Annotated in this window: 20 protein-coding genes; 6 read left to right on the top strand and 14 right to left on the bottom strand. The window is 58.2% G+C overall.

Annotated elements, in window-relative coordinates; translation table 11 throughout:
• Window positions 1-328 precede the first annotated feature (328 nt).
• Window positions 329-1,747, top strand: a complete 1,419-nt coding sequence (locus tag HYP802_RS0110350; RefSeq protein ID WP_024275684.1) for a coniferyl aldehyde dehydrogenase — start codon at window positions 329-331, stop codon at window positions 1,745-1,747.
• Window positions 1,748-1,872: 125 nt separating this feature from the next.
• The gene (locus tag HYP802_RS0110345; RefSeq protein WP_024275683.1) at window positions 1,873-2,283 is read left to right on the top strand and encodes a dihydrofolate reductase; all 411 of its coding nucleotides are present in this window, start codon (window positions 1,873-1,875) and stop codon (window positions 2,281-2,283) included.
• Between the two features lie 71 nt (window positions 2,284-2,354).
• On the opposite strand, the gene HYP802_RS23225 is transcribed toward HYP802_RS0110345, so the two are convergent.
• Window positions 2,355-2,588 carry a general stress protein gene (locus HYP802_RS23225; protein ID WP_013947199.1) on the bottom strand — a complete coding sequence of 78 codons (234 nt, stop codon included), beginning with the start codon at window positions 2,586-2,588 and terminating at the stop codon, window positions 2,355-2,357.
• Window positions 2,589-2,880: 292 nt separating this feature from the next.
• Here HYP802_RS23225 and HYP802_RS23835 point away from each other — a divergent pair, with 292 nt between their 5' ends.
• Entirely contained in the window at window positions 2,881-3,042 is a 162-nt protein-coding gene (locus tag HYP802_RS23835; RefSeq protein ID WP_013947198.1) for a hypothetical protein, read from the top strand.
• Window positions 3,043-3,070: 28 nt separating this feature from the next.
• Here HYP802_RS23835 and HYP802_RS0110330 read toward each other — a convergent pair whose 3' ends face one another.
• From HYP802_RS0110330 to HYP802_RS0110305, 5 genes are all read right to left on the bottom strand, one after another.
• The gene (locus HYP802_RS0110330) at window positions 3,071-3,769 is read right to left on the bottom strand and encodes a DUF2076 domain-containing protein (protein WP_024275681.1); all 699 of its coding nucleotides are present in this window, start codon (window positions 3,767-3,769) and stop codon (window positions 3,071-3,073) included.
• A 564-nt stretch (window positions 3,770-4,333) separates the two neighbouring features.
• Entirely contained in the window at window positions 4,334-6,928 is a 2,595-nt protein-coding gene (locus HYP802_RS0110320) for a TonB-dependent receptor (protein WP_024275680.1), read from the bottom strand.
• A gap of 334 nt (window positions 6,929-7,262) precedes the next feature.
• Window positions 7,263-7,649: a hypothetical protein gene (locus HYP802_RS0110315; RefSeq protein ID WP_024275679.1), complete on the bottom strand. Its 387-nt coding sequence runs from the start codon at window positions 7,647-7,649 to the stop codon at window positions 7,263-7,265.
• A 170-nt stretch (window positions 7,650-7,819) separates the two neighbouring features.
• On the bottom strand, window positions 7,820-8,383 hold the full coding sequence (locus HYP802_RS0110310; protein ID WP_024275678.1) for a cytochrome b: 564 nt from the start codon (window positions 8,381-8,383) through the stop codon (window positions 7,820-7,822).
• On the bottom strand, window positions 8,380-9,429 hold the full coding sequence (locus HYP802_RS0110305; protein ID WP_013947192.1) for a catalase family peroxidase: 1,050 nt from the start codon (window positions 9,427-9,429) through the stop codon (window positions 8,380-8,382). The genes HYP802_RS0110310 and HYP802_RS0110305 overlap by 4 nt, the downstream gene beginning before the upstream one ends.
• 345 nt (window positions 9,430-9,774) lie before the next feature.
• On the opposite strand from HYP802_RS0110305, the gene HYP802_RS0110300 reads away from it, so the two are divergent.
• Window positions 9,775-10,767 carry an alpha/beta hydrolase gene (locus HYP802_RS0110300; protein WP_013947191.1) on the top strand — a complete coding sequence of 331 codons (993 nt, stop codon included), beginning with the start codon at window positions 9,775-9,777 and terminating at the stop codon, window positions 10,765-10,767.
• Window positions 10,768-10,807: 40 nt separating this feature from the next.
• Here the strand turns inward: HYP802_RS0110300 and HYP802_RS23830 are convergent, their stop codons facing one another.
• From HYP802_RS23830 to urtA, 8 genes are all read right to left on the bottom strand, one after another.
• Window positions 10,808-11,014, bottom strand: coding sequence for a DUF768 domain-containing protein (locus HYP802_RS23830; protein ID WP_157135409.1), 207 nt, complete (start codon window positions 11,012-11,014; stop codon window positions 10,808-10,810).
• A gap of 214 nt (window positions 11,015-11,228) precedes the next feature.
• Window positions 11,229-11,555: a zinc ribbon domain-containing protein gene (locus HYP802_RS0110290; protein WP_024275676.1), complete on the bottom strand. Its 327-nt coding sequence runs from the start codon at window positions 11,553-11,555 to the stop codon at window positions 11,229-11,231.
• A 69-nt stretch (window positions 11,556-11,624) separates the two neighbouring features.
• Entirely contained in the window at window positions 11,625-12,854 is a 1,230-nt protein-coding gene (fmdA, locus tag HYP802_RS0110285) for a formamidase (RefSeq protein ID WP_013947189.1), read from the bottom strand.
• Window positions 12,855-12,896: 42 nt separating this feature from the next.
• Window positions 12,897-13,586: an urea ABC transporter ATP-binding subunit UrtE gene (urtE, locus tag HYP802_RS0110280; RefSeq protein ID WP_013947188.1), complete on the bottom strand. Its 690-nt coding sequence runs from the start codon at window positions 13,584-13,586 to the stop codon at window positions 12,897-12,899.
• A gap of 14 nt (window positions 13,587-13,600) precedes the next feature.
• Window positions 13,601-14,356 carry an urea ABC transporter ATP-binding protein UrtD gene (urtD, locus tag HYP802_RS0110275; protein WP_013947187.1) on the bottom strand — a complete coding sequence of 252 codons (756 nt, stop codon included), beginning with the start codon at window positions 14,354-14,356 and terminating at the stop codon, window positions 13,601-13,603.
• Window positions 14,357-14,365: 9 nt separating this feature from the next.
• Window positions 14,366-15,508, bottom strand: coding sequence for an urea ABC transporter permease subunit UrtC (gene urtC, locus HYP802_RS0110270; protein WP_013947186.1), 1,143 nt, complete (start codon window positions 15,506-15,508; stop codon window positions 14,366-14,368).
• Between the two features lie 40 nt (window positions 15,509-15,548).
• Window positions 15,549-16,475, bottom strand: coding sequence for an urea ABC transporter permease subunit UrtB (gene urtB, locus HYP802_RS0110265; protein ID WP_024275675.1), 927 nt, complete (start codon window positions 16,473-16,475; stop codon window positions 15,549-15,551).
• Between the two features lie 104 nt (window positions 16,476-16,579).
• A complete protein-coding gene (urtA, locus tag HYP802_RS0110260; RefSeq protein ID WP_013947184.1) occupies window positions 16,580-17,839 on the bottom strand; it encodes an urea ABC transporter substrate-binding protein in 1,260 nt (419 codons plus the stop codon).
• 275 nt (window positions 17,840-18,114) lie between these two features.
• On the opposite strand from urtA, the gene HYP802_RS0110255 reads away from it, so the two are divergent.
• Together HYP802_RS0110255 and HYP802_RS0110250 are read left to right on the top strand one after the other, a co-directional pair.
• Window positions 18,115-21,495 carry an ATP-binding protein gene (locus HYP802_RS0110255; RefSeq protein ID WP_013947183.1) on the top strand — a complete coding sequence of 1,127 codons (3,381 nt, stop codon included), beginning with the start codon at window positions 18,115-18,117 and terminating at the stop codon, window positions 21,493-21,495.
• On the top strand, window positions 21,488-22,405 hold the full coding sequence (locus tag HYP802_RS0110250; RefSeq protein WP_013947182.1) for a DNA-binding response regulator: 918 nt from the start codon (window positions 21,488-21,490) through the stop codon (window positions 22,403-22,405). The genes HYP802_RS0110255 and HYP802_RS0110250 overlap by 8 nt, the downstream gene beginning before the upstream one ends.
• The last annotated feature ends 34 nt before the right edge of the window (window positions 22,406-22,439 follow it).

The following is a 22,439-nucleotide window of genomic DNA, read 5'->3' as shown; positions in this document are numbered from 1 at the left end:
CCTTGCTCGCCAAAAAGTTGCAGATAAAATACGCAACAATCTCAGAGTGAAGCTTCCGCATTGCTGGCGAGGAGCTTATTTACGAAGTTCGGGGGCTGACCCGGGTGCTGCGCCACTTCGCGCAGGATAAATTGCCGGCTATCCCGTCCACAAGCGTGCCGATCGGCGTTTCGATCATGCGCGCTTGAGATCGCCACGATCGTATGGTCGTTGGGCATGATGGCAGGCGGACGATGCCGAAGGCGAAAGCCCACATACTCGTGTCGACGGAGAAACGTAGCGTCCTGAATCGCTATATGTTCTCACCGTCTACATTGGAGACCGATTAATGACTGCTCAATTCCCGGTCAAAGATGACTTCCTGCTAAGCCCGCTGCTGGCGAAGCAGCGAGCCGCGTTCATGCGCGACGGGCCGCCGTCTGCTGCACAGCGCCGAGCCGACCTTCGCAAGCTCAAACGCGCATTGCTCGCGCGCCGCGCTCAATTCGAAGCCGCCATCAGCAAGGATTTCGGCTACCGGTCCGCATACGAAACCCGGATCATGGAAGTCATTCCCATCATCCAGGCCATCAACTTCCTTCGCCGCAACGTCGCAAAATGGATGCGGCCAGAGAAACGGCGCATCTCGCTCCACTTCATTCCCGGTCGCGCCCGCGTCCATTACCAGCCGCTAGGCGTCGTCGGAATCGTGTCGCCGTGGAACTATCCGCTCTCGCTCGCCATCATGCCACTGCTGTCCGCAATTGCGGCTGGCAACCGCGCGATCCTAAAGCCCTCGGAGCTAACGGTCGCGACGAGCGAACTCTTGAAATCAACATTGCGTGATATCTTCCCGGAAGACCAAGTGGCCGTCGTCACCGGTGGCCCGGAGCTTGGCGCCGCCTTCTCGCGCCTCCCCTTCGATCACCTCGTCTTCACCGGCAGCGCGCAGGTCGGCCGCATGGTCATGCGTGAAGCCGCCGAAAACCTCGTTCCGGTAACGTTGGAACTCGGTGGCAAATCACCGACGCTCATCGGGCCAGACGCCGATATCGAGACCGCGGCCAGCAGCGTCGCCTATGGCAAACTTGCGAATGCCGGTCAGACCTGCATCGCTCCCGACTACGTACTTGTCCACGAGAAAGACGCTGCATCATTCGTCGCCAGTTACGACGCAACGGCAGCAGCATTTTATCCCGACGGCGCCGCCGACAAGAACTACTCTGCCATTGCGAGCGCGAGACATTACACCCGTCTCCGCCGTCTCCTCGAAGACGCCGAGAACAAGGGCGCTCGCGTTATCCAGACTGGACCTCAAACCGCTGTCCTGACGCGAAAGCTCCCTTCCGCGATCGTCCTGAACGTCACCGACGACATGGCGATCATGCGCGAAGAAATCTTCGGACCGATTCTGCCCATCGTGACGTATCGCACGCTCGATGAAGCCATCGCCTACATCAACCACAGGCCCCGGCCGCTGGCGCTTTATTATTTCGGCAACAGCAGCGAGGATCGCCTGAAGGTTCTCACACGCACGACCTCAGGCAACGTCACCGTCAACGATACCTTGATGCATTACGTTCAGAACGCGCTGCCGTTCGGCGGCGTCGGCATGTCCGGTATGGGCGCCTATCACGGTATCGAAGGGTTTAAATCGCTCAGCCACGCGAAGGGCGTCTTCGAGCAAAGCCGCTGGAACCTCGGTGGTCTGTTACGCCCCCCCTTCAACCGCACGTCCGATTGGGTCATCCGCTATCTGCTGCGCTGACGACGCGGCCCGGCCTTTACATCTATCGGCGAATTTCACACAGAGAAGGCAGTTGTGCGAATAGACGCCCACGCCCATCGCGTGGGATCGACGCGTGCTGAACGACAGATTGAAGGAAGTGCAAAATGCAGCAAACGATCGTGCGGGTCATCTGCGCGATTGGCCAATCGGGCCAACTCGGCCTTCATGGCCAACTCCCCTGGGAGGGTAATACGGATCCGGAATACGTCGCCGATGTCGCGCGCTTTTTCGATATCACCCGCGGCCATGTTTTAATGGCCGGGCCGAAAACCATCGGCGCTGTCCCCGAATTCGCACGTACCGATCGCACGCTCGTTGTCCTGCGTTCCCACATGGACCCCGAAGAGACACTGAAGCAGTACGCCGGCCGCGTCGTCTTCATCGGGGGTGGCCCGCCTGTCTGGGACATCTACGCCAAATATGTGAGCCACTGGGACGTTACTCGTCTCCCGTACGATGGCCCAGCCGACCGCTGGTTCAATCCGAAATGGTTGACCGCTTCGAGCAGCGCCTGACGATGAAACGCGACAAGGCCGGAGCATCGCTCCGGCCTCCCGCAATAGTCTCTAATAATACGCTCACACCATCAGTGCTGGCCGCCTTTTCGACCGGCTTCAGCGGCGCGCTTCGGATCGTGCTTGAAATTGCCGCCGCTTTCATGGCCGCCTTTGCGGCCGGCGGACACGGCAAGATCGTGATTCTTCGAAAAGCTGCGCTCATGATCGGGAACGCTTGCGCCGCCTTTTCGGGCGATCTCGCGCTGCTTGGCTTCATCCATCGAAGCAAAGCCGCGTTTTGATGTTCTGTCCTCTTGAGCCATCACAACTACCTTTTGCTTTCGTGTTTCAGGTTGCCTGCTGTTTCAGGCCACTGCCGCCGGCCACGCGCCGCGCTTTTCAACACGCAGCTCGACAACTGCTTGGCCAACGGTCCTGCAGCAAGGCGGTTCCGATGTTTCCCGCAAAGCGTGTGTGACGTTTTTGTAAGCGTGCGGACGAAGCGAAGCTTAGCCGTCTGCAGGCGGCAGAAATCCAACGTCCTCAATTTGCGAAGCAACGAAAGGCGCGTCTGCGGATTATTCTGATAACGACGCGAAACCCGGACTGACGATAATGGCACAAACCACGAAAAAGCCGGACGCCCCAGCCTACCCCGCGGAAAAGGCATCGCAGGGCGAAATCATCTTGAAACAACCCTGGCAGCGCGCCGTGTTCATCGGCGGGATCGCTGCCGCACTTTTATTGCCGCTCATCGTACTTGCCATCGCACGATGAGCGGAAACGTCAGTTGGCGTACGGAACGTCAGACATCCATGCTGTCGTCATCGGTCCACGTATCGTCGTCGTCATCCTGCGCGTCTTGCATCTGATCGAGCTCGGCGTCATCCGCAGCAAGGTCTTTCTGATTTTGCTTGTCATCGTCGCGAGCGTCTTGCAGCTGATCCTGTAAACTATCGATAGTCGCTTGATCGTTGGCGTTTGTCCCACCGCCCGAGGCGTAGGCGTTGCTGCCACCGAAGAGGCTGCGGATGCCATCCGCCAGGAAAACGCCACCGGCGACGCCTGCTGCCGTCGATAGAGCTGACGACAGGAAACCGCCGCCCCCTCCGGATTGGGCCGCAGAGCCCCAAGGGCTACGCGACTGCTGCGGAGGCGGCATCGGCTCCGGTCCGCGCTGCGGCTCTGGCGCAGAACCGCCAAGGCTACCAAAGCGGCCACCGGCCGACGGAACCGATCCACCAGAAAGGAAACTGCCGCGCCCCGACGCAGATTGCGGCTGACGCGCCGCTGCTTCCTCGAGGTCGCGCATACGGGCTTCCGCCCGCTCGAGCGCCTGCTGCTGAATAATGACCGTCTGGGCTAGGTAATAAGGGGCATCCGGCGACCTGCGAATGAGATCGTTGATCAAGCCCTCGGCTTCCGGATCCTTGCCGCCCGAGCCTCCATAGCTGCGCAGGCGGGAAAACAAATCTTCAATTAGTTGCTGTTCTTCCCGGTTCATGGGATCGCCTCCGCTGTAATTAGCCGACATCGGCTAGGTATTGTGCAACGCAGGGAGATGTAGGAACGGACCGCACCAGTGACATGGGGGAGCAATGATATATTTCCGTCACTTTTTGTTCCTTCGCAGACATCCCACGGCGTCCTGGACCTTATCGGCCGGCACATGGCGCTCTGATGAACGCCGCTCTGCAAATTGGTACAATGGGCGCAAAGCGATTATCGGCTATTTGGACTAGGCCGCAGCGACCGCGATAAGCGCGCGCCTTCAATCGCCAACGCTGTAACAGCCGCACTCACGGCACCTGCGGCCACCGAACTTCTCCCCGGCGGGACGATCATATAAAGAAGATGCTTCGATATAACCTATTAGGAGTGCTCATATGGATAAGATCGCCATCACCCTGCTGTTCGTTCTCACCGCCGTCATCTGCCTGACGGTGTTTCACATGGCAGACGGTAAATTCTGAGTGCTTCGTCGCTGTCCAGGGCTGCAAACAAAGAAGCGGCGGACTTTGGGGTCCGCCGCATCGAGTTTCGGGATAGGTCTTAGAGGTAGAGTAGTCTAGAACTTCACTTTCACACCGCCATAAGCCGCGAAGGGAATGGCCGGAACGACGGTCCGCGGATTGTTCTCATTGAACGCGACACCGGTTGCCGGCGTCAGATCGTTGGCATCGTCCACACTGAAATACGTTCCGTAGATATTATAGTCTTTGTCAAAGAGGTTCTCGAACAGGCCATAGATCTGCACGTGATCCGTGACGTCGTAGGACGTGTGCAGATTGACTTTCGCATAGCCTGCCAGCGGACGATTAAGGTTCGCTTCGTCACCGAAGAAGATCTGATCGCTGGCAGCCACCAAATCCGCACCGACCTTCCACTTCTGCGTCATCCAGTAATCGACACCGGCTTTGAAGGTATGCGCAGGAATACCGGGGAGCCTGTCGCCCTTGTGAACCAGGAAGCAGTTGCCAGGTCCGTTTTCATCGTCATCACCACCGCCACCTGCATCGCCGCACGAAACATTACCCGGCAGCGGATTATTGGGTGATGGAAAAATCGCATTCGTATCAAACGTTGCGTCCGTATAGGTGTAGTTCGCGTAAGCAAAGACACGTTGTGTGCGGTACGCGATATTTGCCTCGACGCCCTGACGCAGCGTCTTACCAACGTTTTGGAAATAGCCGTGGCCGGTATCGGTTGAAGCCGCATCGAAGATGTCGTCGGTGTTTAGCGTACGGAACAGGCCGATACCCCAATCCCACTGCGAGCGGTTCTGCCAGTTCTTGATCGTGCCGCGGAAGCCCGTTTCCCAGGTATGAGAAACGACCTGCTTCAACGGCGGATCGGCTGTCAGGAAGCTTTCGATCAAGCACGGATTTTCAGGATCAGCGCAGGCCAGCTCCGCAGCCGTCGGCGCGCGGTTGGCTTCCGAGTATCCGCCATACCAGTTGAGGCCCGGCGAGAATTTGTAGGTCAGACCTGCCGACGGATTGAAGCGGTTGTACTTGTTGACGCCATTGAGCTCGTCGTTTTCCGGACTGCCGGTATTCTCGATCTCGATTCGTGCAAAGTTGTAACGACCTCCGACAGTCAAAGCCAACTGATCAGTGATGTCGAAGGTGTTCGTGAAGTAGGCGCCGAAATAATCGTTCGTCGTCGTGAGTGAGCGCGGATTGAAATCATCCGTACCGGTCATGATGATACCTTGACCGTCGACGACGAACTTCGGCTCCATGAACCCAAGTTCGCTTTTCGCCGTATAGGCGACGCGGCCATGATCATAGCTGACGCCGACAATGAACTGGTTCGTGTGTCCGAAAAGCTTGGCGTTCTCTTGGGCCTGCAGCGTCAGGCCAGCCGTATCGGCATTCTGCGACGTCTGGTCGATCGAGCCGTAAACATTGTCCGTAAACGGGATCGGGCTGCCGTTGGCTGCATTGAGAACCTGATCATCTCCGGAGCACAGCGTTCCCTCTTGGCCGGCGCCTTCGCACTCTTCGGGATCGTCAAAGAGGTTACCGTCGAGATGCTTCTGATTGAAATGCCGGTAATAGGTGACGCCGGACAGCGTCAACGTATCGGTTGCCCGCACCTTGCCGTTGACCGAGTACATCTGCATCGTGTTTTCGGTCGTCTGCGGCGATGTAAACGTCAGGCTGCGGCTAATGTCGAGAAGCTGTTCAGGCGCCGCCGCCGTCACGCCGACATTGTTGTCTGCGCCGGTGAAGTTGAAATGAAACTCGGCGTTATCGCCTTTGACGCCGACATCGAAGTATCCACGGCGGATTTGCGCATCGGAAAAATCGCGGAACCCATCATCGTCGATGGCCTCGAAGGCGCCGTAAGCCGCCCAGTTGCCGCTGCGATATCCGGCCTCCGTCGAGACTTGCTTGCGTCCGAACGAGCCGAACATCGTATCGACGTCCCAACCCTGGTAATTGAAGCCGTCCTTCATATCGACAACGACGGCGCCGCCCAGCGCATTAAGTCCGAACACCGGATTGCCGACGACAACGGCAACGTTGTTGATCGCGTTCGACGGCAGGAAGTCCCAGTTGACGATATCGCCAAAGGATTCGTTGATGCGGACGCCGTTCTGATAGACCGCAAGCCCCTGCGCAACACCGTTGACGGGCGATGCTTCAAACCCACGGAACTGGATGTTGGTCTGGAATTGGTTGCCCTGAAGGTCATTGACGATCAGGCCCGGGATCTGGCTCGTAAGGGCGTCCTGCAGAATGACCTGCTCGCCACGTTTGAGCGCTTCCGAATTCATCTGATAGACGCTGCCCGGCACCTTATCGACCGGGATCGTGCCGCCGACCGGCGACATCTTCACCGTGTTCGATTCAGGCGAGGCAGCAAACTCCTGCGAACTCTCGGTCGCAAATCCCGTAGTATCCGGCGCTGCTGATGGAGCCGTCACCGCCGCCGCGGTGGAGGGTTTGGCCTTCGGCTTGGTGGCCTTCTTTACTTGCGTCGGCTTCGGCTTGGGCTGTCCCTGAATAACTTCGACTTCAGGAAGCTGCTGACCTTGCTGAGGCGCTGGCTGCGCTGCCCCCGTCCCGTCCGCATCCTGAGCAAAAACGACGGCCGTTCCGCTGGCTGCGAACAGCGCCACAGCCGCGGCCGAAGCCATTAACTGACGCATCATCCCCCGGTTCCCTTTATCTGCGCATCACAATCCCCTGCTTCCCTGGCAGGCATCGCAACGCGAACTTCCCCTTTGGTCTCGACTCGGACCATTTTCCCCAAAGTCAGCAAAATGGATTTTGGTTGGGTGGGTCAATCCGATGCACAGGCTGACTTTTTCCCGGCCGCCGCATTCCCAACCCTCCCGTGGCATCGTGGCAACGGAATTGAAATTTATGGGAAAATTTCCCTCAAAATGCGGGAACTAAGGACTTCTTCCGAGCGTCACGCGAGACATTTCGCAGCGACGATAGCGTCAGCTGTCCCGCAACCGATTGCCGGATAGAGAAGAGCTCTTAGCCACCATCGACGTCCGGTCGTGAATAAGTGGAAAAGGGCGATCCCCCCTTGAAAGGCGCCGACGATTGCGTTGCCGCTTTATCGTAGCAAGCGAGTCGCTCGGTATCGCCAACGATTTGAACGCAATCCATAAGCGCCACTTGCGGTTCAGCCGACATGAATTCCGTTAAAGCGATTCCGATCCCGGCAAAGAACAGAATGATCACGCCAAAGAGCATTGCAGCACTCCGCATCTGATCGTCTGTCAGGCCGATGGTCCGCGTCGACCAATCCACAGCGTGAGCGGGCGCATCCTTGAGTTCGCAGTCAGACCACTCCGCACATGCCTCAATGCGAGGAGACACATCGGACGCCGCAGGGACGCTTTCGAGGTCTTTTTCCATGGCCGCCTCCAGTGTGGACGCTTTGCCATCAAACTAGGAACACCGGCATAGGGATTCCATGTGCCTCGACATGGAGAGATATAAAAATGCAATGGGCCTCCCTGCCGACATTTGCAGGAAGACCCATCATAGGTTCGTGGACGACGCGTCCTCAGATGTGCTTCACGCCCTCACTCGGCGGCAGCCGACTGATGATGCGTCGACACAGAGGCCATTGCCTCGAACACGCCGTCACGCCGGACGAGCGCGTGATAGAGCGCCGCCGCGATATGCAGCAAAACCAGTGCGAAGAAACAAAACGCCAGATAGTAGTGGGCGTTCCAGAACAGGGTATGAAGACTGTCGCTTTGCGGCAGGATCTGTGGAACCCAGGTGCGCCCAAAGATCACGACAGGATAGTCTGCGGTAAACAACAGCGCCAATCCCAGCAACGGCATCGCGATCATCAGCGCATAGAGTGCGTAGTGAGACAGTTCTGCCGCGAGCTTCATCGGCTCCGGCAAATCCTTCGGCAACGCCGGCGCGCCGTACCGCAACCGTACCGCAAGCCGAATGAGCACGAGCACGAGGATGACGACACCAAGCGATTTGTGCGTCTCCATCAGCGGCAAAAACTTCGGTGTGACGGTCGAGAGCATCCCCACGCCGATGAACAGCATCGCTAGAATGCAAACGGCCATCACCCAATGCAGAAGGCGCTGCAATGGATTGAAACGCGGCGTTTCTCCGGTCATTGCTTTTCTCCAGTCGGGGTGCGGGGATAGTACTTGGATTCAGCCGTACGCAGATCATATGACTTCATGTACGCCGCTGACCGTGCGGCCGGGAACGGGTCGTCGGATGTCGTAATGCCCGTCGGCAAAACGGTTGGATCGAAGTTGATCTCTCGACACGGACCGTCCGCCTCCGGTTCGATTTTCGTAACCGTCAGCGTGCCGACATCGATCTTGCGGCGGTCGGCAGGCCACTCCTTACTGGGATCTGCCGTCGGATCTCCTGGATTTGCGATGATCACTTCCAGCTTCCAGCGTTGAGGCGCAGCCGCAACACGCTTGGCGATATCAACGTCGAGGAAATTCGGCCCTAGCTTTTTCAGGTCATCCTGCGATACCGGAACGACTTGCGCTTCCGGCACGATCCCCCATCGAACTGTCTTCTGCTCGCCCTCTTTGTTTGTCATGACGAAGCTGTTTAGGCTGTTGTAGGGCTCCTCAGCGTAACTCGCCGTCCACGGCGCGCTACCCGCCCACGAAGCAAAATGCGAAAATTCGGGATTGGCCGCTATAAAGTTTTTCATCGCGTCCGCAGCCTTGTCCTTCGATGCTTTCAGCAAATCGTAGAACGCTTGCGGCGTCGAAACCGGGAAGAATGGCGGATCGATCATGGCGCTTCGCCAGACCTGCCCATCCGGAGTTGTGATCTGCAGGCCGATGCCGCGCACACGAACAGTAGCGTCGTCTACATTAGGGTCCTGAGTACCTAGATTGAAGCGCCCGACGACAGGATACTCCCCCTTCTCGAAAACAACCGCCTTCGAGATTTCGGTGCCGGCGCCGTTCGCTTCGAACTCACCGGTAAAGCAGATGCCTTTGGCATGGTTACGGCGATGGCCCAGAGCCGGACCGCCAGGCGGGGCAAAAGCCTCGACCATTTTCATCGGAGTGAGACGGTGTGGTGAAAACCAGCCGGCCGTATAGGCGAACGCTGCCGCGCCGCCTGCGATGACGACAGCGATCAGCGCCAACGAACCAAGTGGCGGTGATCGGTGAGAGTCTGACATTGAGACCTCGCTATTGCTTGTGATGAAAGTATGCGGTGGTGGCTTAGCGCAGCGATATCCTGCAACTGCGACGATAATCTTTCAAATATCGATCACGCATTGCGAATTCGCACGATTTACCATGCCGGGGCGAACGCAAACCCAGTCGAGAGACGACAAAACATATGGCCTTGTTCGACGCCCCGTCCACGACTACCCCGCACCATTAGCAAAAACGTGGGTATGCGAAGCACGAGAATGCCGTGTCCCCCTTCCAAAATCTGGAATTGTGTCTCCCAACATCTCCGGCTTTAGGCCCGAGTGCCGATCGCCTACCTCCCTACCTAGTTTCAATGGAGGTTGAGCATGCTGACCGAGACCGATCGCAGAGTTGCGCTAAAAATTTTTGGAGCCGCAGCCGCCACCGCCTGGCTGACATTGCGCGCGAGTGCCGTCAATGCGGGAGACATCGTGACCTTCGGCAATTCCGTTCCTCCGAATTCCGTTCATTATAAAACGGTGAAGATTGGCGATGTCGAAGTCTTCTACCGCGAAGCCGGTCCTGCAGATGCACCAGTCATCCTGCTGCTTCACGGCTATCCGACGAGCAGTCACATGTTCCGGGACCTCATTCCTCAACTCGCGGGCCAATTCCGGCTGATCGCACCGGACCTGCCGGGCTTCGGTCTGACGAAAGCACCCGATCGCGAGCATTATACCTATACGTTTGACAATCTGGCCAAGACCATCGACGGCTTCACTGATGCGTTAGGCTTGAAGAGATATGCACTTTACCTGTTCGATTACGGCGCACCGATAGGGTTCCGCATTGCCGCCGCGCACCCCGAACGTGTCAGCGCGCTGATCACCCAGAATGGTAACGCCTACGAAGAAGGATTGGGCGACGCATGGAAACCCATCCAGGCGTATTGGAAAGACGCTTCGCTTGAAAACCGCAACGCGCTGCGCGCCGTGCTCACTCTGGACGCCACAAAAGACCAGTATCTCCACGGCGCCGATGCAGGCTTGGTGTCTCCGGACGGCTATATGCTCGACTACGCCTATCTTCAGCGGCCAGGCATCGATGAGATTCAGCTCGATCTCTTCTACGATTACCGCAACAACGTTGCGCTCTACCCAGCTTGGCAGAAATACTTCAGGGAAAGCAAGCCGCCGCTGCTGGCGGTCTGGGGCAAGAACGATCTCTTTTTCATTCCTCCCGGCGCCGAAGCATTCAAGCGCGATATCCCTGACGCAGAAATCAAGTTCGTCGACAGCGGCCACTTCGCGATCGCCACGCACAGCACGTTTATCGCCGCCCAGATAACGGACTTCATGCGTCGCAAGGCGAAGTTATAGGCATGCGCGGTCCAAGGTCGGCACGCAAATATAGTGGCGCTCACTTCTTGACCTGAAGCAGGCCCTCGCGAATGCAGTCTTCGAGGGAGCCGACGGCGCCTTCGAGATCGTATCGAGATATGCCTTCGCTCCAAGCATCATGGAGACACTTCGCAGCGAGCGCGGGAATATCCTCGGCGCTCGCGACGCGCCCCACGACGTGCCACCGCAGCCAATCCGTCAGAAACTTTGTGGTCCTCGTTGACATCGACGTCCGGCAACGCGCAGAGCTGAGATATCCAACATCCAAGATCGGATCGCGATCGCACCGAGAAGCGCCGGGCCGCCGCATATCCGAAACAGCACACTGGCCACTATCGTGCGAGTTCGCCCCCCGGGGCGTTTTCGCGTTCTTCTTTGGTGTCGGGCTATGATCCATCCGTAACCTACAAACCGCCGCGAACAGCTGCTGAATCGCAGGATTAGTGGCTGATCATCCAGGGGCGGGACGAAGGAAAGCTCTTCATCGCGGTCCCGCCGTCTTGTTTTGGCTTGGCTTTCGTCTTGGAGCAGCAGCCGCATCCCGGCGCATGCCCTTTCGACTTTCGCGGCTCGTGCGATGAGCGCTCGTTCGTCTCAGCTGCAATGCGGCGAGCCCGGCTCATTCCCGCTATGGCGGGTGCTGTTAAAATCGCTCGCGGCGCCTCGGTCCCACAATCCGGGCAATCGTGCGGCAACTCGAACTCAGACATCGAACGTAGAATTGAGAACGGTCCGCAATTGGGACAATCATAATCGTAAACCGGCATTATTGGCGGCTCCCTTGAGGTGGGTTGGCCAACACAGCCAACCCAGCTTTCGTGTACGTTCGAACGCGCTTACGCGTCGGGCGCAATCGGCATCTGGATCGATCCGTCGAGGAACTTTGTCGGTCCTGCGGCAGAGGGATTGATATCGAAATCGAAGATCTTGGTCGGCACCCACAGGGTGGCGCAGGCGTTCGGAATGTCGACGACGCCGGAGATATGCCCCTGCACAGGCGCCGTTCCCAAGATCGAGTAAGCCTGCGCGCCCGAATAGCCGAACTTCTTCAGGTATTCGATGGCATTGAGACAGGCCTGACGATACGCGACGTGGACGTCGAGGTAGTGCTGCTTGCCCATCTCGTCGACCGAGATGCCCTCGAAGATCAGATAGTCGTCGTACTTCGGCGTGATGACCGACGGCTTGAAGATCGGATTTTTGATCCCGTACTTCGACATGCCGTCTTTGATCACGTCGACCTTGAGATGCAGCCAACCGGCCATCTCAATCGCACCGCAGAACGTGATTTCGCCGTCGCCCTGACTGAAGTGAAGGTCGCCCATCGAAAGGCCGCCGCCGGGTACGTAGACCGGGAAGAATACTTTCGAGCCGCGCGACAGATCCTTGATATCGCAGTTGCCGCCATGCTCACGTGGCGGAACCGTACGCGCCGCTTCGGCTGCAGCCTTGTCCCGCGCATCACCCTTGAGGCGGCCCATGTGCGCGGTCGGCGCAAAGGGCACCGTGCCGACGGGAGGCACACGATCTTTATTAGCCTCCACGAACGGAATTTCGCGATCATTCCAGGTCTTGAGCAGTGCAGGATCGGGCAAGCAGCCGATCAAGCCGGGATGGATGAGTCCCGGAAACCGCACGCCTGGAATGTGGCGTGACTTCGTGAACATGCCTTCAAAGTCCCAGATCGACTTCTGCGCCGAGGGATAATGCTCGGTCAGAAAGCCGCCGCCGTTGTTCTTCGAAAAGAAGCCATTGAAACCCCAATTGCTCTCCGGCTTCGCGCCGATATCGAGGATCTCGACAACGAGCAAGTCGCCAGGCTCCGCGCCCTTGACGCCAACGGGGCCTGAGAGAAAGTGCACGATCGTCAGATCGATATCGCGCACGTCCGACGCATCGTCATTGTTCTTGATGAAGCCGCCGGTCCAGTCGTACGTCTCGATGATGAAGTCCGAACCAGGCTCGGTCCAGGCGACGATCGGAATGTCCGGATGCCATCGATTGTGAACCATGTCGTTTTCATAAGCGGACTTCGACAGGTCGACTTTAATGAGCGTTTCGGTCATTCATACTGCCCCTTCTATTTCTGCAGACACCCGAATTCAGACTTAAACTGAGAGATACTTCGCGACTTTCCCCTCATCGACCGATGAACGAGGCTCGTCGTGTACGATCTCGCCGTTCTCGACGACGAGCACGCGGTCGGCGACATCGAGCGCAAAACTCAAAACCTGTTCCGACACAATGATCGACAGCCCACGCTCATCGCGAATGCGCCGAAGCGTCCGCGCCATTTCGCGAATGATCGACGGCTGGATGCCTTCCGTTGGCTCATCGAGCAGCAGGACCTTCGGCTTGGTCGCAAGCGCGCGCGCGATCGCAAGCTGCTGCTGCTGGCCGCCAGACAGGTTACCGCCGCGGCGCTTCTTCATTTCGAGCAGAACCGGAAAAAGCTCGTAGATATCGGGCGAAACCTTGCTGCCGCCGTGGACTACAAGCCCCGTCTCGATATTCTCTTCGACTGTCATGGTCGAAAAAATCATTCGACCTTGGGGAACGTAGGCCAAACCTTTCGCAACACGCTCGTAGCTTTTGAGCTTGGTGATGTCGGCGCCATTCATCGACACCGAACCCTGCTTCGTCGGCAGGATGCCCATAAGGGCCTTCATCATGGTCGTCTTGCCCATGCCGTTGCGGCCCATGATCGCGACGATCTCATTGGGCGCAATCGACAGATTGAGGCCGTGCAGAACTTCGCTCTGGCCATAGGCGACGTGGAAATCGGAGATATCCAGCATTGTCGATTGCTTCCTTAATGGCCGAGATAGACTTCAATCACTTTGGGATCGTTCTGGACCTTCTCCATCGAGCCTTCCGATAGAATTTTGCCCTGATGGAGCACGATCACCCTGTGCGCGATGTCTTCGACGAACTTCATGTCGTGCTCGATCACCAGCACCGAACGATCCTTGATGATCCGATGCAGAAGCTCGGCGGTCTTTTCGCGCTCGCTGACGCTCATACCTGCGACGGGTTCATCAAGCATCAAAAGCTCGGGATCCTGGATGAGCAGCATGCCTATCTCCAGCCACTGCTTCTGGCCGTGACTTAGTAGCTGCGCGCTCATGCCGAGCTTGTCTTTCAGGAAGATCATCTCCGCGACTTCCTCGACGCGCTGACGCACGGCAGCATCGCGTTTGAACGTCAAGGCGCCGAACACGCTGCGTCCGCGCGGATAAGAGATTTCCAAGTTTTCGAAAACCGTCAGATCGTCGTAGATCGACGGCGTCTGGAACTTCCGGCCGACGCCCGCATGCACGATGGCGTTCTCGGATAGCTTCGTGAGTTCCTTGCCGCGGAAGGTGATGGATCCGGAAGTCGCTTTGGTCTTCCCGCAGATCAAATCGAGCACTGTCGTCTTACCCGCGCCATTCGGTCCGATGATGACCTGGATCGCGTTCTCATCGACATAGAACGACAGATCGTTGACCGCTTTGAAGCCGTCGAAGGATACCGTCAGCCCACTGACAGCGAGCAGGAAATCCCGAGGTTGTTGACCGATCTCCATATCGCTCTCCTATTCTGCCGGTGCGCCGTCTGCGATCGGCTGGCCGCTCGCAAGAGACTTGCCTTTATTCCGCGAGAAGAGCCTGTCGATTGTCGGCTGGACATAGTCATTCCAAGCGCCCGCCAGGCCGCCTGGGAAGAGCAGCACAACGGCAATGAAGAGCGCGCCGAAACCCAGCTGCCAAAGTTGCGGGAAGCTTTCAGAAAGGCTCGTCTTCGCATAGTTGACGAGCAGCGTGCCGTAGACCGCGCCGAAGATGGACATGCGGCCGCCGACCGCCGCGAAGATGACCATTTCGATTGAGGGAACGATGCCGACGAATGACGGCGACATGAAACCGACTTCAAGCGTAAACAGCGCGCCGCCGATCGACGCGAACACGGCCGACAAACAGAATGCAAAAATCTTGAAGTTGGCGACGCTATAACCCGAGAACCGCACGCGATCCTCTTTCTCGCGCATCGCCACCAGAATGCGCCCGAGTTTCGAACGCTTCACGAACAGCGCCACCAGCAGGCAGGCGAACAGCACCGCGACTTCAACAAAATAGAGAATGACTTTGGCGCTGTCGGTCCGGATGTCCCACCCATGTAAGGTGCGAAGATCGGTTATGCCGTTGATGCCGCCCGTGTAGCCCTGCTGCCCGACGATAAGGATCGTTAGAATGGCAGCAATCGCTTGCGTGATGATCGCGAAGTAGACGCCGCTGACACGACGTTTGAACATCGCCGCGCCGATGATAAATGCAAACACCGCCGGCACGACGAACACGGCCAGGATCGCGAACGTTAAACTGTGGAATGGCTCCCAGAAGAAGGGAAGCTGCGTGATCTGGTTCCAGTCCATGAAGTCCGGGATACCGGGCGTCGACTGGATTTTCGTGTTGGCGACGCTCGATGCTTCGAGCTTGAGAAACATCGCCATGCAGTAACCGCCGATGCCGAAGAACACGCCCTGCCCCAGACTCAAAATGCCACCGTATCCCCAGCAGATCACCAAGCCGAGCGCGACGAACGAATAGGTCAGATATTTCGCCACGAGGTTCAGGCGGAAATTATCGAGCGTCATCGGCAGCACGACAACCAATAGCAATGCCAGGACGGCGAGGCCGACCAACTCGGAACGGGAGAAGAAGCGAGGATTGGCGTTCATGTCAGTGTGCTCTCGCGCTTGGATCTGAAGTCGGCGGCGGCTATTTGCGGACCTTGAGGGCGAACAGTCCTTGTGGACGCAGCATCAGGATGATGACGACCGCAAGAAGCGTGATGACCTGCGCCATCGATCCGGAGGTGAAGAACTCCAGCGTCGAACGCGTCTGCGAGATCGTGAAGGCCGATGCGATCGTGCCGAGCAAGCTGGCAGCGCCGCCGAAGACGACGACAAGGAACGTATCGACGATATAAAGCTGACCCGACGTCGGACCGGTCGAGCCGATCATCGTGAAGGCACTCCCCGCGACGCCGGCAATTCCGCAACCGAGCCCGAAGGTAAAGCGATCCACGCGTTCGGTATTGATGCCGACGGCGCTGGCCATGACGCGGTTCTGCATCACGGCGCGAACCTGACGACCCCAGCTGGAATAATACATGATGTAGCCGACGATCAGCGTGATGATTAATGTCAGCGCCATCACGAACATGCCGTTGATGGGAATCTGGATGGTGTCCGTCACCTGCCAGGAGCCCATCATCCACTCAGGCAGATCGACGCCGACTTCGCGGCCGCCGAAAACAGAGCGATAAACCTGCTGCAGAATGAGGCTGAGGCCCCACGTAGCCAGCAAGGTATCGAGCGGTCTCTTATAAAGATGTCGGATCAGCGCCCACTCGACGAACATCCCAAGCGCACCAGCCGCTATGAATGCCAGGATCATCGCGACGAAAAAGTATCCGCCGAAGAGCATCGGCAAGTGCGATTTGAAGAACTCCGACGTCATCCAGGTGACGTACGCACCGAGAATCATGAACTCGCCGTGCGCCATGTTGATCACGCCCATCTGGCCAAAAATGATGGCCAGTCCGAGCGCCATGAGCACGAAGACCGAAAACAGGATCAATCCCGCGAAGCCTTGCATCACAAAGATTGAACCAAGATCGCTGAACGAGTAATCGCCGAACATTGCGCGCTCCGGAGTATCGGACGTTGATGGCTTCGCGCCGCGCATGTGCGTATCGGCGCGAAGCACTCAAGCGATGCGGACTCGAAAGCCCGCCGGAAAGGACCTTACTGGTAGCCCTTTGGGAACGGATTGGGCTCGATCAGCTCGGGCGTCTCGTAGACCAGATCGAACTGACCGTCGATCCGCGCCCGACCGATACGTGCGCGGCTCCAGAGATGGTGGTTCTCGTGGATCTTGACGTAGCCTTCCGGAGCGCCCTTAAACTCGATACCCGGCGATGCCGCGGCGATTTTGTCGACGTCGAAGCTGCCTGCCTTCTCAGCCGTGAGCTTCCACAGGTTCGGGCCGAGATAGGCCGCCTGCGTCACGTCGCCGATCACCGTCTTGTCGCCCCACATCTTGTGGAACGCCTTAACGAAGGCTTCGTTGTTCGGGTTCTTCAGCGACTCGAAGTATTTCATCGAGGCGTAGGCGCCCGCGATGTTTTCGCCGCCGATGCCGTCGATTTCGTCTTCCGTAACCGAGATCGTCAGCAAAAGCTGCTTGTCGAGGTTGATGCCCGCCGCCTTGAGCTGCTTGTAGAAGGCGACGTTCGAACCGCCGACGACGTCCATGAAGATCACGTCGGGCTTCTTCAACTTGATCTTGTTGATGACCGAGTTGAACTGCGTCGCGCCGAGCGGGAAGTACTCTTCACCGACGACTTTGCAGCCCGTCAGATGGTTTTCGATATGCTTGCGCGCGATCTTGTTGGACGTGCGCGGCCAGATGTAGTCCGAGCCGATCAGGTAGAAGGTCTTGGCGCCCTTCTCCTTGTTGATCCAGTTCAAGCTGGACAGAATCTGCTGCGTCGCTTCCTGGCCGGTGTAGATGACGTTCTTCGACTGCTCCAGGCCCTCGTAGAAGGTTGGATAGTAGAGCATGCCGTTGTACTGCTCGAGAACCGGCAGCACCGCCTTGCGAGACGCCGACGTCCAGCAACCGAAGATCGCCGCGACGTGGTCGTTGACGAGTAGCTTCTTCGCTTTTTCCGCAAATGTCGGCCAATCGCTGGCGCCGTCTTCCTGAATGATCTTGATCTGACGACCTAGCACGCCACCCGCATCGTTGATCTGCTGGATCGCGAGCTTCTCGGCCTCGACCGAACCCGTCTCGCTGATGGCCATCGTGCCCGTGACCGAGTGAAGAATACCGACCGTCACTTCTTTGTCGGTGACCGCCAATCCGGTCGTATTGATCGCCGACGTCGCTGGTGCGTCGGCAAATGCGGCTTTCGGCAACAACCCGGCAAACGGAGCCGCGGCCATACCCATCAACAATTTACGCCGTAGCCGCGATTGAGGTCCGTTATCTTCCGTCGCCATCAAGATCCTCCGTTCGAACTGCCCACCCCGGACATCGCGCGAACATAGGAAACGGATTTTGCGCCGCAGCACATACGTCAGTTAACGTATATGGTGCGCCGCACCCCCTGCGTAGGTTGCCTACGCGCGCCCGCGCGCGTGGCAGACGGCTCGACGAGAACCAACCGCATGATCGAAATAGGTTTGTCTCAGGGAGTGTGAGAGGTAGGTTTCAGCGACAGCTACATTTTTGCGGCGCGGTATGGTTACCGTTCGGGGGGAGGCGATTTGAGTGAATGACTAACCGGCTTCGGATAGTTCCTGTTCGCCGCAGCTATAACCAGTGGGTCGCCAACGAGACCCTGGAGGACTACGCGCTTCGCTTCACCGCCAAACGTGCGCGCCGGTGGTCCGCTGCGCGCGTTGCGAATACAGCATTCGGAACAGTGTCATTCCTGGCGCTCGAGGCCATCGGCGGCGCCATCACCATAAGTTATGGCTTCTCGAACGCAGTTACGGCCGTTCTGGCCGTCTCGATCCTGATCTTTTTGACGGGCCTTCCGATTGCCTATTATGCCGCACGTGACGGCGTCGACATCGATTTGCTGACCCGCGGTGCCGGTTTCGGCTATATTGGCTCGACAGTCACGTCGCTGATCTATGCCTCCTTCACGTTCATTTTCTTCGCGATCGAAGCCGCAATTATGGCTCTCGCGCTGAGCGTTTGCTTTGGGTTTCCGCTGGCCGTCAGTTACGTGATCAGCGCCATCGTCGTCATCCCAATCGTCACCCACGGCATCACGTGGATCAGCCGGTTCCACCTTTGGACACAGCCGTTCTGGATTCTGCTGCAGCTGACCCCGCCCATCATCATTGCATTACAACACCGGGAGAATTTCGACGCCTGGATCGGCTATCGCGGCGATCTTGTGCCGGGCGCAACCTTCAACCTGCTGGGCGTCGGCGCTGCCGGATCCGTTGTTTTTGCTCTCATCGCGCAAATCGGCGAACAGGTCGACATCCTGCGATTCATGCCGCCGAAGGAGAAAACGGGCCGCGTGGCCTGGTGGACCGCCCTCCTCGTCTCCGGCCCCGGATGGATCGTCCCCGGCGCCATCAAAATCCTGATCGGATCGTTCCTTGCCGTCCTGTGTCTCCGGCACGGCGTCCCTGTTTCACAGGCCGGCGAGCCGATGCAGATGTACTTGGTCGCATTCGGCTACGTGACGAACTCTCCACAGTTGGCTCTCGCACTGGCAGGAACCTTTGTCGTGCTCTGCCAGATGAAGATCAACGTCACGAACGCCTACGCCGGGTCGATTGCCTGGTCGAATTTCTTTTCACGGCTGACGCACGCCCATCCCGGCCGAATCGTATGGCTGTTTTTCAATGTCGCCATCGCGCTCCTGCTAATGCAGGCTGGAATATACAAAACACTTGAGCACACTCTAGGTCTCTATTCGGTCGTCGCAGTGGCATGGCTCGGCGCTATCGTCGCCGACCTCTGCATCAACAAGCCCCTCGGACTGAGCCCCAAGCGCATCGAGTTCAAACGCGCCCATCTCTACGACGTCAACCCCGTCGGCGTCGGCGCGATGATCATCGCAACGGCCGCGGCCATGTTCTCGTACAGCGGCACCTTTGGGATCTATGCCCAGTCACTGGCGCCATTGGTAGCCTTGATCGTAGCGCTTATCACGGCGCCTGCCATCGCCTATGCGACCAACGGAAAATACTATCTCGCACGCAAGCCGCGCGCATCCTGGGGCCAGAAGTCCGCAATCCGTTGTATTGTCTGCGAACACGAATTCGAACCCGAGGACATGGCGCACTGCCCGGTCTACTCGGGTCCGATTTGCTCGCTCTGCTGCTCGATCGACGCCCGCTGCCGCGACGGCTGCAAGCCGCACGGACGCTATCAGGTGCAGCTCGTCAATCTCCTGCGCGGCGCCCTGCCCCCACATCTGGTCAAGGGGCTCAATTCACGAACGGGTCACTTCTTCGGCGTCTTCACGCTGTTCTGCACCATTCTCGGGCTTGTGCTTTTGCTAGTGCACTATCTGGCGGTGACGGCCGTTCCGCACGACGCCGGCGCGATTGCCGGCACGCTCTGGGCAACGTTCCTGATCCTTGCAATCATCGCGGGCGTCGCGAGCTGGCTTTTCGTTCTCGCTCAGGAAAGTCGCAAAATCGCCCAGGACGAATCCGCCCGCCAGACGACATTGCTCACCCGCGAAATCGAAGCCCATAAACGCACGGACCGCGCACTGCATAAGGCGAAAGAAGTCGCCGAAGCCGCCAACCTCGCAAAAAGCCGCTACGTCGTCGCCATCAATCATGAGCTACGCACGCCGCTCAATGCAGTGCTTGGCTATGCGCAGCTTCTCGATGTCGACGACATGCTGCCCGTCAAGGCCCAGAAAGGCGTCCGCGTCATTCGTCGCAGCGCCGAGCACCTCTCCGGCCTGATCGACGGACTGCTCGACATTTCAAAGGTCGAAGCCGGACGGCTCGAACTTGCCACCAGCGAAGTCCGTATCCGCGACTTTCTCGATCAGCTTGCAGACATGTTCCGCCTGCAAGCCAATTCGAAGGGGATCGAGTTCATCTTCGAAGGCGCGTCGTCGCTTCCGCCCGTGGTGCGCACCGACGAGAAGCGCCTTCGCCAGATCTTGATCAACTTGCTTTCGAACGCCGTCAAATTCACCGATACGGGCAGCGTCGCGCTACGCGTCTCCTATCGCAGTCAAGTTGCCGAATTCGAAATCCAAGATACCGGCATCGGCATCATGCAGACAGATCTGGAACGCGTCTTCGAACCGTTCGAGCGCGGCGAGATCATGCGCGCCAAACTGAGACCCGGAATGGGGTTGGGCCTCACCATTACGAAGCTGCTTGTCGAAATCATGGGGGGTGAAATTTCAGTCAAGAGCACACCTGGCCAGGGGAGCCAGTTTCGCATCAAATTGCTGCTGGCGCACGTCGCCGACTCGCGTCCGCCCGCAAAAGCTCAGGAGCGTATCGTCGGCTATCTCGGCAAGCGCAAGCTGATCTTGATCGTGGACGACGACACCGATCATCGCGAGCTGATCAAGGAAGCTTTGGAGCCGGTCGGATTTTCCATCATCTCCGCGCCGGACGGTTCCTCCGCGCTCACCATTGCCGAAGAGTGCGCACCGGATCTTTTCATTCTCGATATCTCGATGCCCGGCATGTCCGGCTGGGAGGTGGCAAAACGTCTCCGAGAAATTGGCCACACCGCTCCAATTCTGATGATGTCCGCCAACATCGGCGACCAGGCTCCACGTGGCGATGACGTACCGGATCACGATGCCGCCCTGTCAAAGCCGGTCGACATGCAGACGCTGCTCAATCACATCCGAAAGCTGCTGAACCTCCGGGTGGTCACAGCGACCAGCGCGCCAGAATATTCGGCCCCGCCCCAGGGAATCAAATACGCAAGCCGTCCTGATGCCCGTCAAATCGAGGAACTCATGCGGCTTGGCGAAATCGGCTTTGTCTCCGGCATCGAGTCCAAGCTCGATGAGCTGGAGGCTGCCGGCAACGGCTCCCTCGTATTCATCAATGCCGCACGAGATCGTATTCGCGCCTTCGACCTTCGCGGCTACATGGCGCTCCTCGCACAGCCCGCCGAGCCCGAGCACGCCGATGACTGACGCTGAAGCGAAAACGATCGTCCTCGTCGTCGACGACAATCCCGATACGCTCGCAATGCTCACAGCCGCCCTCGAGCAAATCGGTGCGTTAGTCCTGATTGCAACTGATGGCGAACGTGCCATGACAACTGTGGCGCGCATTGTCCCCGACATCATCTTGCTCGATGCAGTTATGCCGAACATGGACGGGTTCGAAACATGCCGGCGCATGAAGCGACTGCCGGCGCTCGCAGACGTTCCGATCATATTCATGACGGGCCTTCGCGACACTGAGCGCATCATCGAAGGGCTCGAAGCCGGCGGCGTCGACTACGTGACAAAACCCGTCATCATCGAAGAACTTCTTGCACGAATCCGCGTCCATGTCGGCAACGCGCGCATGTCGCGTAGCGCACGCGCGGCCTTGGATACCACCGGACGTTACCTCTTCGCCGCCGATTCCGCCGGACGCCTCTTATGGTCGACACCGCAGGCGAGCAAGCTTCTCGGAACCGCATTTGAAGATTTCGACGAGCGAAGCTTCGCGTTCCCATCCCTAGTGGTCAAATGGCTCGCAGCGCGCATCGAAGGCAGCGGCGACCCGTCGTCCAGTACACTCACAATCGGCGCAGAGCAGAAAACACTCAGTCTCTCATTCGTCGGCCGCATGAGCGGCGACGAGCGCCTCATGCGCGTTTCCGAAGAAAGCTCATCCGCTGACGCAAGCCTGCTGAAGGAAAAGCTAGGTCTGACGACGCGTGAAGCCGAGGTATTGTTGTGGATCGCGCGCGGCAAATCGAACCGCGATATCGGCCAGATCCTCGGAATGAGTCCGCGCACCGTGAACAAGCATCTCGAACAGGTGTACGTGAAGCTCGGCGTCGAGAACCGCGCCGCCGCGGCCGCAACTGCCGTCCGCCATCTTCCCTGAGGTCAGCACACGAGATTATTGCTTCGCGTGTCAT

The sequence above is a fragment of the Hyphomicrobium sp. 802 genome, from assembly GCF_000526135.1.
GTDB lineage: Bacteria > Pseudomonadota > Alphaproteobacteria > Rhizobiales > Hyphomicrobiaceae > Hyphomicrobium_B.
The sequence above is the reverse complement of the archived record's forward strand: the minus strand, read 5'-3'. Positions and strand labels throughout refer to the sequence as shown.